The organism is Streptomyces sp. x-80 (assembly GCF_046549095.1).
Taxonomy (GTDB): Bacteria; Actinomycetota; Actinomycetes; order Streptomycetales; family Streptomycetaceae; genus Streptomyces; species Streptomyces celluloflavus.
Map to the genome: position 1 here is coordinate 42,434 of NZ_JAJPWM010000024.1, position 14,770 is coordinate 57,203.

Below are 14,770 nucleotides of genomic sequence, written 5' to 3' on the forward strand. Positions count from 1 at the left end.
GGTGGTCGGGGCGTCGGGCGGGTTGGATCTACGAGGCGCGGGGACCGGGGACCGGGGTCCGGGGCCGAGGGCCGGATGTCCGTGGGTGCGTCCGTCGGGTGAGGTGTCCCTTCGGCGAGGTGTTCGTGGGGCCGGTGGTCCACAAGGCGAAACCGGGTCGCGTGGGTGGCCCCCTTCTCCCCTACGCTTGTCCTGTGACCCCCGCTGAGCTCTCCCGTACCGTCCTGCGCTCCGTGCGTAGTGCCGTTGAGGAACGGGAGCTCTCCGTGCCGGTGCCGGTGCGGATCGTGGTGGAGCCGCCGCCGCGGGCCGGGTGTGGGGACTATGCCTCCAATGTCGCGTTGCAGCTCGCCAAGCCCGCCGGCCGGCCGGCCCGGGAAGTCGCCGAGATTCTGCGGAAGCGGCTGGTCGGTACGGCCGGGATCGAGCGGGTCGAGATCGCCGGGCCGGGGTTTCTGAACTTCACGTTGGAGGACGGCGCGCCGGCCGCGCTCGTACGGGACGTGCTGGCCCAGGGGGCGGCGTACGGGGACCGGAGTGTGTACGGGGAGGGGGGCGCTGTCGAGGCGGCGTTTCCCGGCGGGGGCGGGGCGCGGGGGTTTGTGGTCGCCGAGGCGTTGGAGCGGATTGTGGCGGCCGGGGGCCGGGGGCGGCTGATGCGTCGGGGGGATGTGCCGGGGCCGGGGGACGGTGCGGCGGAGCTGGCCGGGCTGGTCGCGCGGCTCGGGGCGGATGAGGCCCGGTGGGCGTTGCTGCGGCCCGCGGCGCATGATCCGGTGCGGTTGCCGGAGCGGCCGGTGCAGCGCGAGAGCAATCCGCGGTTCCGGGTGCAGTACGCGTACGCGCGGAGCCGGGCGCTGGTGCGCAACGCGCGTGAGCTGGGGTTCGGGAGCGAGCCCGGGGAGGTGCTCGCGACGGGCGGGGAAACGCTGGTGAGCGACCGTTTCGTAGACGTAGACGTAGACGTAGACGTAGACGTAGACGTGGACAGCGGCTGCGGTGTCGGGGCCGTGGCTTCCGTCGGCAGGGCGCGCCGCCCCGATCCCATACGCGCCGTCGTCGGCGTGGAGAGGGAGAGTCCTACCGGCCTCGTCACCGGCACGGGCTCCGTACGCCCCGCCGCCGAATCCGTGCGCTCCGCTGTCGCCACACCCTCCTCGGCAACTGCCACACTCCCTGGCGCCCCCGCGGCCCCGGAGCCCGCCGTCCTCGCGACCGCGGCCTCCGCCGTCCCCCACCACTCATTCCAAGCCAACGGATCGCGCCCGTCCGACGGATCACTCCGGTCGGACCGACCGCGCCCGTCCGACCGACCACGCCCGTCCGGCGGACTGTCCCACGCCCCCCAGCCACCACCCACCGCCTTCCAGGCCCACCAGACCCTGTACGTGCTCCTGGCCGGCTACCCCGCCGCCGTGGAAGCCGCGGCGCGGCAGTTGGCGCCGGACCGGGTGGTGCGGCAGCTGGAGGCGACGGCGGACGCGTTCTTCCGCTGGCATGACGCCTGTCCGCCGCTGCCCGTGGGGGAGCAGAAACCCTTGGCCGTTCACCGTGCCCGGCTGGCCCTCGTCGAGGCCACCGGGACGGTGCTCGCCAACGGCCTGCGCCTGCTCGGCATCTCCGCGCCCGACCACCTCTGAACCCTTGAGGGGATCTTCACCGTCATGAGCCGTTCCGCCCACCCCGCAGGGCCCCGCTACGCCGATGTGCTGCCCGAGGGCCACTACGCCGCGCCGCCCGCCGATCTCAACACCCTCGACCCGCGCGTCTGGTCCCGTACCGTCCGGCGCAACGCCGACGGCGTGGTGACCGTCGGCGGGCTGGACGTCGGTGCGTTGGCCGAGGAGTTCGGCACGCCCGCGTACTTCCTGGACGAGGACGACTTCCGGGCGCGCTGCCGGGCCTGGAAGGACGCCTTCGGGCCGGGGGCCGATGTCTTCTACGCCGGGAAGGCGTTCCTGTCCCGGGCCGTCGTGCGGTGGCTGGCCGAGGAGGGGCTGAATCTCGACGTGTGCTCGGGCGGTGAACTGGCCACCGCGCTCTCAGCCGGGATGCCCGCCGAGCGGATCGCGCTGCACGGCAACAACAAGAGCACCGCGGAGATCACCCGTGCCGTGGAGGCCGGGGTGGGGCGGATCGTGCTGGATTCGTTCCAGGAGATCGTGCGGGTCGCGCACATCGCGGAGCGGCTGGGCAAGCGGCAGCGGGTGCAGATCCGGGTCACGGTCGGCGTCGAGGCGCATACCCACGAGTTCATCGCGACGGCGCACGAGGACCAGAAGTTCGGGATCGCGCTGGCCGGCGGGCAGGCCGCGGAGGCGGTGCGGCGGGTGCTGAAGCTGGACGGGCTGGAGCTGACCGGTATCCATTCGCACATCGGGTCGCAGATCTTCGACATGGCCGGGTTCGAGGTGTCGGCCCGGCGCGTGGTGCAGCTGCTGACCGAGGTGCGCGACGAGCACGGCATCGAGCTGCCGGAGATCGACCTCGGGGGCGGGCTCGGGATCGCGTACACGTCGGACGACGACCCGCGGGAGCCGCACGAGATCGCGGCGGCGCTCGGCGACATCGTCACCCGGGAGTGCGCGGCGGCCGGGCTGGCCGTCCCCCGGCTGTCGGTCGAGCCGGGGCGGGCCATCGTCGGGCCGACGGCCTTCACGCTGTACGAGGTCGGGACGGTCAAGGAACTGGCGGGGCTGCGGACCTATGTGTCCGTCGACGGCGGAATGTCGGACAATATCCGCACGGCCCTGTACGACGCCGAGTACAGCGTCGCGCTCGTCTCGCGTTCCTCCGATGCCGAGCCGATGCTCTCGCGCGTCGTCGGCAAGCACTGCGAGAGCGGCGACATCGTCGTACGGGACGCCTTCCTGCCCGCCGATGTGGCGCCGGGGGACCTGCTCGCGGTGCCGGCCACCGGCGCGTACTGCCGCTCGATGGCGAGCAACTACAACCACGCGCTGCGGCCGCCGGTCGTGGCGGTCGCGGACGGCGCGGCCAGGGTGATCGTCCGACGGGAGACGGAGGAAGATCTCCTGCGGCTGGATGTCGGCTGAGCCGGATCCACCGCACCGGGCCCCGGATGAAATAAATGTCTCGGCATCTGGACTTTGGACGGAAAGTGCCGTCCGGTGCGTGAGACTGGTGCATTGACAAGCAGGAAAACGGCTGGATCGATGAAAAGCAGAGGTCGAATGATGCGTACGCGTCCGCTGAAGGTGGCGCTGCTGGGCTGTGGTGTTGTCGGCTCAGAGGTGGCGCGCATCATGACGACGCACGCCGACGACCTCGCGGCCCGCATCGGCGCGCCCGTGGAGCTCGCCGGGATCGCCGTCCGCCGCCCCGACAAGGTGCGCGACGGCGTCCCGGCCGAGCTGGTCACCACGGATGCCACCGCGCTCGTCAAACGCGGTGACATCGACGTCGTGATCGAGGTCATCGGGGGGATCGAACCCGCCCGCGGACTGATCACCACCGCCTTCGCGCACGGCGCGAGCGTGGTCTCCGCCAACAAGGCGCTGGTCGCCGCGGACGGTGCGGCGCTGCACGCCGCCGCGCAGGAGCACGGCGCGGACCTCTACTACGAGGCCGCGGTCGCCGGGGCGATCCCGCTCGTCCGGCCGCTGCGCGAATCGCTGGCCGGTGACAAGGTCAACCGCGTGCTGGGCATCGTCAACGGCACCACGAACTTCATCCTCGACAAGATGGACGGCAGCGGGGCCGGGTACAGCGAGGCGCTGGACGAGGCCACCGCGCTCGGGTACGCGGAGGCCGACCCGACCGCTGACGTGGAGGGCTTCGACGCGGCCGCCAAGGCCGCGATCCTGGCCGGTATCGCCTTCCACACCCGGGTGCGGCTGGACGATGTGCACCGTGAGGGCATCACCGAGGTCACCGCCGCCGACATCGCCTCCGCCAAGCGGATGGGCTGCACGGTCAAGCTGCTCGCCATCTGCGAGCGGGCCGCGGATGGCGCGTCCGTCACCGCCCGGGTGCACCCCGCGATGATCCCGCTCAGCCATCCGCTCGCCTCCGTGCGCGAGGCGTACAACGCGGTCTTCGTCGAGGCCGACGCGGCCGGTCAGCTGATGTTCTACGGACCGGGCGCGGGCGGTTCGCCGACCGCCTCCGCCGTGCTCGGCGACCTCGTCGCGGTCTGCCGCAACAAGCTCGCCGGTGCCACCGGGCCGGGGGAGTCGGCGTACACGCGGCTGCCCGTCAGCCCCATGGGCGACGTCGTCACGCGCTATCACATCAGTCTCGACGTGGCGGATAAACCGGGCGTTCTCGCGCAGGTCGCGACGGTCTTCGCCGAACACGGCGTATCGATCGATACGGTCCGTCAGCAGGGCAAGGACGGCGAGGCGTCCCTCGTCGTCGTCACCCACCGAGCGGCCGACGCCGCGCTGTCATCGACCGTCGGCGCGCTGCGCGAGCTGGACACCGTCCGCGGTGTCGCCAGCATCATGCGGGTCGAAGGGGAGTAAGGAACCAACCCATGTCTGCCAAGTCCACCGCGAGCCGTCAGTGGCGCGGAATCATCGAGGAATACCGTGACCGGCTGCCGGTCGGCGACACGACCGAGATCGTCACGCTCCGGGAGGGCGGCACGCCCCTCGTGCCGGCCCAGGTGCTCTCCGAGCGCACCGGCTGTGAGGTGCATCTCAAGGTCGAGGGCGCCAACCCCACCGGTTCCTTCAAGGACCGCGGGATGACGATGGCCATCACCCGGGCGAAGGAGGAGGGTGCCAAGGCGGTGATCTGCGCCTCCACCGGCAACACCTCCGCCTCGGCCGCCGCGTACGCCGTGCGCGCCGGCATGGTCTGCGCGGTGCTCGTCCCGCAGGGCAAGATCGCCCTCGGCAAGATGGGGCAGGCGCTGGTGCACGGCGCGAAGATCCTTCAGATCGACGGAAATTTCGACGACTGTCTGACGCTCGCCCGCGGCCTCTCCGAGAAGTACCCGGTCGCACTTGTGAACTCCGTCAACCCGGTGCGCATCGAGGGTCAGAAGACCGCCGCCTTCGAAATCGTCGACATGCTCGACGACGCGCCCGACATCCATGTGCTGCCGGTCGGCAACGCCGGGAACATCACGGCGTACTGGCGGGGCTACCGGGAGTACGCGGCCGACGGCATCGCCTCGCACACCCCCCGGATGTGGGGTTTCCAGGCGTCCGGCAGTGCGCCGATCGTGCGCGGCGAGATCGTCAAGGACCCGCACACCGTCGCCACCGCGATCCGCATCGGCAACCCCGCCTCCTGGGCGTTCGCCGAGCAGGCCCGGGACGAGTCGGGCGGCCTCATCGACGAGGTGACGGACCGTCAGATCCTCGCCGCCTACCGCCTGTTGGCCGCTCAGGAGGGCGTCTTCGTGGAGCCCGCCTCGGCCGCCTCGGTCGCCGGTCTGCTGAAGGCCGCCGAGCAGGGCAAGGTGGACCCGGGCCAGCGGATCGTCTGTACGGTCACCGGCAACGGCCTCAAGGACCCGGACTGGGCGGTGGCCGGCGCGCCGCAGCCGGTCACGGTCCCGATCGACGCGGACGCCGCGGCCGAGCGCCTCGGTCTCGCGTAGCACCGGCATCCGGCGGGCGGGCGGACCCCGCCCGTACGGCGTGGGGTGCGGGACGGTCGCCGTCCCGCACCCCACGTGCAGCAAATTGTGCAAAGGCTGCAAACGCTGAAAAGGGGGCGGCGGGGCATGGCCTGGTGTGCGACACGCATCGTGCGCCTCCTGTGCGCCCTATGTCGCCACAGAACCTTCCTTCGATAGGCTGGCAGCCAACTCCCCTCCCCACGGCATAACGCAGTGGTATGCAGGGCAGGTCAGAACAGTCCCCACGAGCCGTCCGGGCACCCAGGTGCCGCGGTGTTCCGGGGCAGTACCGCAGCATCAATCAAGGAGAGTCATCGAGCGATGGCCGGTCCCGCGTTCCGCGCCGCCGCCGTCCGGGTGCGCACCCCCGCTACCAGCGCCAATCTCGGTCCCGGCTTCGATGCCCTGGGTCTTTCCCTGGGCCTGTACGACGATGTCGTGGTGCGCGTCGCCGACTCCGGTCTGCACGTCGACATCGCAGGTGAGGGGGCGGACACGCTGCCGCGCGACGAGAGTCATCTGCTCGTCCGGTCCCTGCGCGCCACCTTCGAGCTGCTCGGCGGGCAGCCGCGCGGCCTGGAAATCGTCTGCGCCAACCGCATTCCGCACGGCCGTGGCCTGGGGTCCTCGTCCGCGGCCATCTGCGCCGGTATCGTCGCCGCCCGCGCCGTGACGATAGGCGGTGAGCAGAAGCTCGACGACGCCGCGCTGCTGGAGCTGGCCACCGAGATCGAGGGCCACCCCGACAACGTCGCCGCCTGCCTGCTGGGCGGTTTCACGCTCGCCTGGACGGACACCGGCGCCGCGCGGGCGATCCGGATGGATCCGGCGGATTCCATCATTCCGGTGGTCTTCGTGTCCGGGAAACCGGTGCTGACCGAGACCGCCCGCGGGCTGCTGCCGCGCACCGTCCCGCATGTGGACGCCGCGGTCAACGCCGGCCGTGCCGCACTGCTCGTCGAGGCGCTGACCAGGCGCCCCGAGCTGCTGCTCGCCGCGACCGAGGACCGACTGCACCAGGAGTACCGCGCCCCCGCGATGCCGGAGAGCGTGGCCCTGGTGAACCGACTGCGCGCGGACGGCGTCCCCGCAGTCATCTCCGGCGCGGGCCCGACGGTGCTCGCGCTGGTCGAGGACGCTGCGGCCGACAAGGTCGCACGGCTGGCGGGTGAGGGGTGGGCGGCCAATCGGCTGACCCTTGACGCGGCGGGGACCTGCGTCCTGCCGCTCGCCGGGTGATCGACGCGGGTGATCGACGATTGCCGGCCTTGGAGAGGGGGAATGTTTGTTGGATCCGGTAGTGTTAACCTCAAGTCAGTACTCGACGCCTGAGTGGCGCGGTGCTTCGTGTCCCCCATCGGGACGACTTTCTTCCGGGAGCTTCCCAAACTGCTTGGAGCAATGGCCTGAGCAGGAGTGAGCACGCTCCGGAATCGGCGTGACGACATGAGTCACTCTGCATCTCTTCGCGCCGGAACCATCAATTGATCTTTCCGCCGTTTCCGGCGGGACCACCGCCCCGGCCCGGTCCGCAAGACCCAAGGACCACAGCCGGGCAGCACGACCGGTCGCCGAGCCAGACAGGCCGACGCCCGCTCCAGGGAAGGACCCTTCGTGAGCGACACCACCGATCTGATGGGCGTGCGCACCGATGGCAGTGCCACCGCGCCCGCCACGGACGCTCCCGCCGCGCCTGCCACCGGTGCTGCCACAGCCCCTGCCACGCGGCGACGCCGTTCCGGCACCGGCCTTGACGGCATGGTCCTGGCAGAGCTTCAGCAGGTTGCCTCCGGCCTCGGGATCAAGGGCACCGCGCGGATGCGCAAGAGCCAGTTGATCGAGGTCATCAAGGAGAAGCAGGCCGGCGGGGCCACGGCCAAGGCCGACGCGCCTGCCGAGACCAAGCCGAAGCGCCGTACGACCTCCAAGGCCCGCACCGGCGAGGACGGTACGGGCCGGTCCGCCGAGAAGGCCGCCAAGGCCGAGCCGGCCGCCGAGAAGGCCGTGGGCCAGCAGCAGATCGACATCCCCGGCCAGCCGGTCAGCGATGAGCAGCCGGCCGGTGAGCGCCGCCGGCGCCGGGCCACCGCCGCCGCGGGCAGCCCCGAGGGCGCCCCCGGGGACGTCAAGACCGAGGCGCGTCCCGAGACGACGACGGTCAAGGCGGACGCCAAGGCCGAGGCCGCGGTCGCGGTCTCCGCGCAGGACGGCGCCGACGGCCGGGCCACCAAGACCGGCGAGCGCCAGGACCGTGGCGACCGTCAGGACCGCGGTCAGAAGGGCGACCGCGGCCAGCGCGGTCAGCGCGACCGCGGGGACCGCCAGGACCGTGGCGAGCGTCAGGACCGCGGTGAGCGTCAGGACCGCGGTGAGCGCCAGGACCGTGGCGACCGGCGCGGCAAGGCCGACGCGGACGGCGGCCAGGGCGGCAACCGCCAGCGGGACAACCGCGACAACCGCCGCACCGAAGAGGACGACGACTTCGACGGCGGCCGCCGGGGCCGTCGCGGCCGCTACCGCGACCGCCGGGGCCGTCGCGGCGGCCGCGAGGAGTTCGGCAACGAGCCGCAGGTCAACGAGGACGACGTCCTGATCCCCGTCGCGGGCATCCTCGACATCCTCGACAACTACGCGTTCATCCGGACCTCCGGCTACCTGCCCGGTCCGAACGACGTGTACGTCTCGCTCGCGCAGGTCCGCAAGAACGGTCTGCGCAAGGGTGACCATGTCACCGGCGCGGTCCGCCAGCCCAAGGACGGCGAGCGGCGCGAGAAGTTCAACGCGCTGGTCCGCCTGGACACCGTCAACAGCGTCGCGCCCGAACAGGGCCGCGGCCGGGCGGAGTTCGGCAAGCTGACGCCCCTTTACCCGCAGGACCGACTGCGGCTGGAGGGGGAGTCGGGTGGTCTGACGACCCGGATCATCGACCTGGTCGCGCCGATCGGCAAGGGCCAGCGTGGTCTGATCGTGGCCCCGCCGAAGACCGGCAAGACCATGATCATGCAGGCGGTCGCCAACGCGATCACCCGCAACAACCCCGAGTGCCACCTGATGGTCGTCCTCGTCGACGAGCGGCCCGAAGAGGTCACCGACATGCAGCGGTCGGTCAAGGGCGAGGTCATCTCCTCGACCTTCGACCGCCCGGCCGAGGACCACACCACCGTCGCCGAGCTGGCCATCGAGCGCGCCAAGCGCCTCGTCGAGCTGGGTCACGACGTGGTCGTCCTGCTGGACTCCATCACCCGCCTGGGCCGCGCGTACAACCTCGCGGCGCCCGCCTCCGGCCGCATCCTGTCCGGTGGTGTCGACTCGACCGCGCTCTACCCGCCGAAGCGCTTCTTCGGTGCCGCGCGCAACATCGAGGACGGCGGTTCGCTGACCATCCTGGCCACCGCGCTGGTCGACACCGGTTCGCGGATGGACGAGGTGATCTTCGAGGAGTTCAAGGGCACCGGCAACCTGGAGCTCAAGCTCGACCGCAAGCTCGCCGACAAGCGCATCTTCCCGGCGGTGGACGTGGACGCGTCCGGTACCCGTAAGGAAGAGATCCTGATGGGCAGCGACGAGCTCGCCGTCGTCTGGAAGCTGCGCCGGGTGCTGCACGCGCTGGACCAGCAGCAGGCCATCGAGCTGCTGCTGGACAAGATGAAGCAGACGAAGTCCAACGCGGAGTTCCTGCTCCAGATCCAGAAGACGACGCCGGGTATGGGCAACGGCAACGACTGACGCCCGTAGCGCACCGTCCGCGAAGCCCTCCTCGCCCCTGTGGGCGGGGAGGGCTTCGTGCTGTCCGCCCGCCCGCGCGGCCGGTGTGACCCGTACCGCCCACGGCGCACCGCCGCCTGAGACCTTCCGCACAAGGGCGCGTACCGCGCACCGGCCGTGAAGATGGCCGAAAACGCGCAGAAAGCCCAGGTGAGAGGGACGAAAGTCCCGGGCCGCCGGTCCTCTTCGGCGCGGTTTTCTAAGAAAGCCCTCATCACACGCTGTGCAACCCTTCCGGTCTACCTCCCGTCTGACTGGGCACGACAGACCGTGGCAGCACGGGGACCGGCGAGGGGCAGTCGAGAGAACCGAGGACTGAGGAGCAGATGGCGCAGAGCAAGGGGACCGCGAAGACGGCCGAAAGCCGCGCCCGCCGCATACGGGCCACCGGCCGCCGGCGCAAGGCTCCGCCCCGGCGCCGCCGGATCCTGACCATCACCCTGTGCACGCTGGTCAGCGCCGTCCTGCTCGGCGGGGCGGGCATCGGCTACGTCTACTTCAAACTCAACGGCAACCTGAAGGGCGTCGACATCAACGCCGCCCTCGGCAGGGACCGGCCCAAGAACGTCGACAACGGCTCGATGGACATCCTGGTCCTCGGATCGGACTCCCGGGCCGGCAAGAACAGCGCATACGGTGCCGACGAGGGCGGGGCGCGCTCCGACACGGCGATGATCATGCACGTGTACGAGGGCCACAAGAAGGCCAGCGTCGTCAGCATCCCGCGGGACACGATGATCCAGCGGCCCGACTGCACCAAGGACGGCAAGAACGTCCCCGGGTCGCAGCGGGCGATGTTCAACACCGCGTACGAGGTCGGCGGCCCGGCGTGCGCGGTCAAGACCGTCGAGTCGATGAGCGGTATCCGCATGGACCACTTCATCGAGGTCGACTTCACCGGCTTCAAGAAGCTCATCGACGCGCTGGGCGGGGTGGACATCACCACCAGCAAGGCGATCAACGACAACAGCAGCCATCTGCATCTGCCGCCCGGCAAGCACACCCTCGACGGCGAACAGGCGCTCGGCCTGGTGCGCACCCGGCACGGTGTCCCCGGCGGCGACGGCAGCGACCTGGGCCGCATCCAGTTGCAGCAGACGTTCGTCAAGGCCCTGATGAACCAGGTCAAGAACGTCGGGGTGCTCACCAACCCCACCAAGCTCTACAACATCGCCGACACGGCCACCAAGGCCATCACCACCGACACCGACCTCAACTCCGTCGGCGAGCTGACCGGGCTGGCCAAGAGCCTGGGCGGTATCGGGTCGGAGAACATCCACATGGTGACGCTGCCGGTGACCACCGACCGGATCAACCCGGACCGGGTGCAGCCGCTGACCCGGCAGAGCGCCCTGGTCTGGGACGCGCTGCGGCAGGACAAGGACATCCCCGCGGCCGCGCTCAAGGACTCCATCGGCGACAAGGGCGGCACCAGCAGCTACGTCAAGTAGCCGGCCGATCCTGTCCCGGAGCCGCCCGGCCCCCGGCGCGGTCCGGGGAATAGCCGCGGCCGTACCCCGGTTTTGGGAGATACGGCGAGTCCTGGCAGACTGGACCGTCGGCCCCGGTTCACGTGACGCAATCCGCAGCACGACCCGGAGCACTCCCGAACCTAGGAGAACCCCTTGAAGCGCGACATTCACCCGGAGTACGTCGAGACCCAGGTCAGCTGCACCTGTGGCGCGTCGTTCACCACCCGCAGCACCGTTGCCGACGGCAGCATCCGCGCCGACGTCTGCTCCGAGTGCCACCCGTTCTACACGGGCAAGCAGAAGATCATGGACACCGGCGGCCGCGTGGCCCGCTTCGAGGCCCGCTTCGGCAAGGCCGCTGCCGCCAAGAAGTAGCGACCCGCAAGGCGCCGGTCTCCGGTCGCCCCTTCGCAGGGGTGACCGGACCGGCGCTTTGTCGTCCAGGCCACGGACCCGGCCGGGGGTCCGGGAAGCCGCGGCCCCGCCGCACAGGTGCCGGCCTCCGGAACACCCAGTCAGCAGAGGAACCCCACGATGTTCGAGGCGGTCGAGGAACTGATCGGCGAGCACGCCGGTCTTGAGAAGCAACTGGCCGACCCCGCGGTCCACGCCGACCAGCGCGAGGCCAAGCGGCTCAACAAGCGCTACTCCGAGCTGACCCCGATCATCACGACGTACCGCTCCTGGAAGCAGACCGGCGACGACATCGAGACCGCGCGCGAATTCGCCGTGGACGACCCGGACTTCGCCGACGAGGTCAAGGAGCTCGACGCCCGGCGCGAGACGCTGACCGAGAAGCTGCGGCTGCTGCTCGTGCCGCGCGACCCCAGCGACGACAAGGACGTCATCCTGGAGGTCAAGGCGGGCGAGGGCGGCGAGGAGTCCGCGCTGTTCGCCGGCGACCTGCTGCGGATGTATCTGCGCTACGCCGAGCGGGCCGGCTGGAAGACCGAGATCCTCGAAGCCAACGAGTCCGACCTCGGCGGCTACAAGGACGTCCAGGTCGCCGTGAAGACCAAGGGCGGCAACGGCGCCACCGAGCCCGGCCAGGGCGTCTGGGCGCGGCTGAAGTACGAGGGCGGCGTGCACCGCGTCCAGCGGGTGCCGGCCACCGAGTCCCAGGGCCGTATCCACACCTCCGCGGCCGGTGTGCTCGTCACGCCCGAGGCCGAGGAGGTCGAGGTCGAGATCGGCCCCAACGACCTGCGCATCGACGTCTACCGCTCCTCGGGCCCCGGCGGCCAGTCGGTCAACACCACCGACTCCGCCGTGCGGATCACCCACCTGCCCACCGGCATCGTCGTCTCCTGCCAGAACGAGAAGAGCCAGCTCCAGAACAAGGAGCAGGCGATGCGTATCCTGCGCTCACGGCTGCTGGCCGCGGCCCAGGAAGAGGCGGAGCGGGAGGCGTCGGACGCCCGGCGCAGCCAGGTGCGGACGGTGGACCGCTCGGAGCGCATCCGGACGTACAACTTCCCGGAGAACCGCATCTCGGACCACCGGGTCGGCTTCAAGGCGTACAACTTGGACCAGGTGCTCGACGGCGAGCTCGACCCGGTCATCCAGGCATGCGTGGACGCCGACTCCGCGGCCAAGCTCGCCGCCGCCCAGTAAGACCCCGTACGTACCGGCTGGAGGAAGCCCCGTGCTGCATTCCCCCGGGGAGCGCCCCCCGAACCCCCGCTCGGTGCTGCTCGCCGAGGTGGCCCAGGCCACCCAGCGGCTGGCCGACGCCGGCGTGCCCTCCCCGCGTTTCGACGCCGAGGAGCTCGCCGCGCATGTGCACGGCGTCAAACGGGGCGAGCTGCACACGGTCCCCGACGCGGACTTCGACGCCCGCTACTGGGAGGCGATCGCCCGCCGCGAGGCCCGCGAACCGCTCCAGCACATCACCGGCCGTGCCTTCTTCCGCTACCTCGAACTCCACGTCGGGCCCGGGGTGTTCGTCCCCCGCCCGGAGACCGAGTCGGTGGTCGGCTGGGCGATAGACGCGGTCCGCGCCATGGACGTCGTCGAGCCGCTGATCGTCGATCTGTGCACCGGCTCCGGGGCCATCGCCCTCGCCCTCGCACAGGAGGTGCCGCGCTCGCGGGTGCACGCCGTGGAACTCTCCGAAGAGGCGTTGCGGTACGCGCAGAAGAACGTCGCGGGCTCGCGCGTCGTCCTGCACCACGGGGACGCGCTGAGCGCGCTCCCCGAGCTGGACGGCCAGGTCGACCTCGTCGTCTCCAACCCGCCGTACATCCCGCTGACCGAGTGGGAGTACGTCGCACCCGAGGCCCGCGACCACGACCCCGGGCTGGCGCTGTTCTCCGGCGAGGACGGCCTGGACACCATCCGCGGCATCGAGCGGACCGCACACCGGCTGCTGCGGCCCGGCGGCGTCGTCGTCATCGAGCACGCCGACACCCAGGGCGGACAGGTGCCGTGGATCTTCACCGAGGAGAAGGGGTGGGCGGACGCGGCCGACCACCCCGATCTCAACAACCGGCCCCGCTTCGCCACCGCGCGCCGGGCGACACCATGACACCCGCCGCCCCGACGCCTGATGTATCCGTTCCGCACGAGGAGGTCTGCTAAATGGCACGGCGATACGACTGCACCGACGCGACCGACCGCGCGACCGGTCTGCGCGAGGCCGCCTCGGCCGTCCGCCGCGGCGAGCTGGTCGTGCTGCCGACCGATACCGTCTACGGCATCGGTGCGGACGCGTTCAGCGCCGAGGCCGTCGGCGACCTGCTGGAGGCCAAGGGCCGCGGCCGCGGGATGCCCTCCCCGGTCCTCGTCGGATCCCCGAACACCCTGCACGGCCTGGTCACCGACTTCTCCGAGCAGGCGTGGGAGCTGGTCGACGCCTTCTGGCCCGGCGCGCTGACCCTGGTCGCCACCCACCAGCCGTCGCTGACCTGGGACCTCGGCGAGACCCGCGGCACGGTCGCGGTCCGGATGCCGCTGCACCCCGTCGCGATCGAGCTGCTCACCGACTTCGGCCCGATGGCCGTCTCCAGCGCCAACCTCACCGGCCACCCGTCCCCGCAGGACTGCGACGCCGCCCAGGAGATGCTCGGCGACTCGGTCTCCGTCTACCTCGACGGCGGCCCGACCCCCGCGGCCGTGCCGTCCTCGATCGTCGATGTCACCGGCCGGATCCCGGTGCTGCTGCGCGAGGGCGCGATCAGCGCGGACGAGCTGCGCAAGGTCGTGCCCGATCTCGAGGTGGCCAATTGATGGCGCCCCTGGGGCGTGGCATAGCAGGACCCTGCGACGACGACTTGCCCCCATCCGCCTCCTCCCGCCGCCTCACCACGTTCCGGATCCTCCACGTCAGCACCGGCAACGTCTGCCGCTCACCGATCACCGAGCGGCTGCACCGCCATGCCCTGGAGGTACGCCTGGGGGAGGCCCGCAGCGGCGGGCTGCTCGTGGAGAGCGCCGGCACCTGGGGCCACGAAGGCGCCCCGATGGAGGCACACGCCGCCACCGTGCTCGCCGACTACGGCGCCGACCCGGCCGGCTTCATCGGCCGGGAACTCCTGGACGAGCACGTCATCCGCGCCGACCTGGTGCTGACCGCCACCCGTGACCACCGCGCCCAGGTCATCTCGATGGGCCACTCCGCGGGACTGCGCACCTTCACCCTCAAGGAGTTCAACCGGCTGGTGCGGGCGATAGACCCCGCCACCCTGCCCGAGCCCGACCCGGACCTGCCGGACGGCGGGCTGGTCGAGCGCGCCCGCGCGCTGGTCGGCGCCGCCGCCGCGCTGCGCGGCTGGCTGCTGGCGCCCGACCCGGAGTCCGACGAGGTCTACGACCCCTACGGCGCCCCCATCACCTTCTTCCGCTCCATCGGCGACGAGATCAACCAGGCACTCGACCCGGTCGTCACGGCGCTGACGGGACTCCCGGCACGCGCCTGACCCCCGGGCGCGGCCCGGTG

Annotated in this window: 12 protein-coding genes; all 12 read left to right on the top strand. The window is 71.3% G+C overall.

The genetic code is table 11. The features are described from left to right. Positions 1 to 194 precede the first annotated feature (194 nt). Complete coding sequence (gene nrtL / locus ACLJWH_RS35390) at positions 195 to 1,640, top strand: ArgS-related anticodon-binding protein NrtL (RefSeq protein ID WP_411145897.1); 1,446 nt, start codon at positions 195 to 197, stop codon at positions 1,638 to 1,640. Between the two features lie 24 nt (positions 1,641 to 1,664). Beyond that, positions 1,665 to 3,056 carry a diaminopimelate decarboxylase gene (lysA, locus tag ACLJWH_RS35395; protein ID WP_411145898.1) on the top strand — a complete coding sequence of 464 codons (1,392 nt, stop codon included), beginning with the start codon at positions 1,665 to 1,667 and terminating at the stop codon, positions 3,054 to 3,056. 138 nt (positions 3,057 to 3,194) lie between these two features. After that, positions 3,195 to 4,487 (top strand): homoserine dehydrogenase, encoded by a 1,293-nt coding sequence (locus ACLJWH_RS35400; protein ID WP_052856460.1) that lies wholly within the window; start codon positions 3,195 to 3,197, stop codon positions 4,485 to 4,487. Positions 4,488 to 4,498: 11 nt separating this feature from the next. Beyond that, positions 4,499 to 5,575, top strand: coding sequence for a threonine synthase (thrC, locus tag ACLJWH_RS35405; RefSeq protein ID WP_411145900.1), 1,077 nt, complete (start codon positions 4,499 to 4,501; stop codon positions 5,573 to 5,575). A gap of 342 nt (positions 5,576 to 5,917) precedes the next feature. After that, the gene (gene thrB, locus ACLJWH_RS35410) at positions 5,918 to 6,835 is read left to right on the top strand and encodes a homoserine kinase (RefSeq protein WP_411145902.1); all 918 of its coding nucleotides are present in this window, start codon (positions 5,918 to 5,920) and stop codon (positions 6,833 to 6,835) included. 375 nt (positions 6,836 to 7,210) lie between these two features. Then, a complete protein-coding gene (gene rho / locus ACLJWH_RS35415) occupies positions 7,211 to 9,322 on the top strand; it encodes a transcription termination factor Rho (protein WP_411145903.1) in 2,112 nt (703 codons plus the stop codon). Positions 9,323 to 9,687: 365 nt separating this feature from the next. Then, positions 9,688 to 10,812, top strand: coding sequence for an LCP family protein (locus ACLJWH_RS35420; RefSeq protein WP_411145904.1), 1,125 nt, complete (start codon positions 9,688 to 9,690; stop codon positions 10,810 to 10,812). A gap of 174 nt (positions 10,813 to 10,986) precedes the next feature. Then, positions 10,987 to 11,208, top strand: coding sequence for a 50S ribosomal protein L31 (rpmE, locus tag ACLJWH_RS35425; protein ID WP_052856455.1), 222 nt, complete (start codon positions 10,987 to 10,989; stop codon positions 11,206 to 11,208). Positions 11,209 to 11,367: 159 nt separating this feature from the next. Next, positions 11,368 to 12,447, top strand: a complete 1,080-nt coding sequence (gene prfA, locus ACLJWH_RS35430; RefSeq protein ID WP_131126357.1) for a peptide chain release factor 1 — start codon at positions 11,368 to 11,370, stop codon at positions 12,445 to 12,447. Between the two features lie 31 nt (positions 12,448 to 12,478). Further along, positions 12,479 to 13,360, top strand: a complete 882-nt coding sequence (prmC, locus tag ACLJWH_RS35435) for a peptide chain release factor N(5)-glutamine methyltransferase (RefSeq protein WP_411145905.1) — start codon at positions 12,479 to 12,481, stop codon at positions 13,358 to 13,360. A 53-nt stretch (positions 13,361 to 13,413) separates the two neighbouring features. After that, positions 13,414 to 14,061, top strand: coding sequence for an L-threonylcarbamoyladenylate synthase (locus ACLJWH_RS35440; RefSeq protein WP_052856453.1), 648 nt, complete (start codon positions 13,414 to 13,416; stop codon positions 14,059 to 14,061). Beyond that, positions 14,058 to 14,750, top strand: a complete 693-nt coding sequence (locus ACLJWH_RS35445) for a protein-tyrosine-phosphatase (RefSeq protein WP_411145906.1) — start codon at positions 14,058 to 14,060, stop codon at positions 14,748 to 14,750. Before ACLJWH_RS35440 ends, ACLJWH_RS35445 begins: the two co-directional genes overlap by 4 nt. Positions 14,751 to 14,770: the final 20 nt, after the last annotated feature.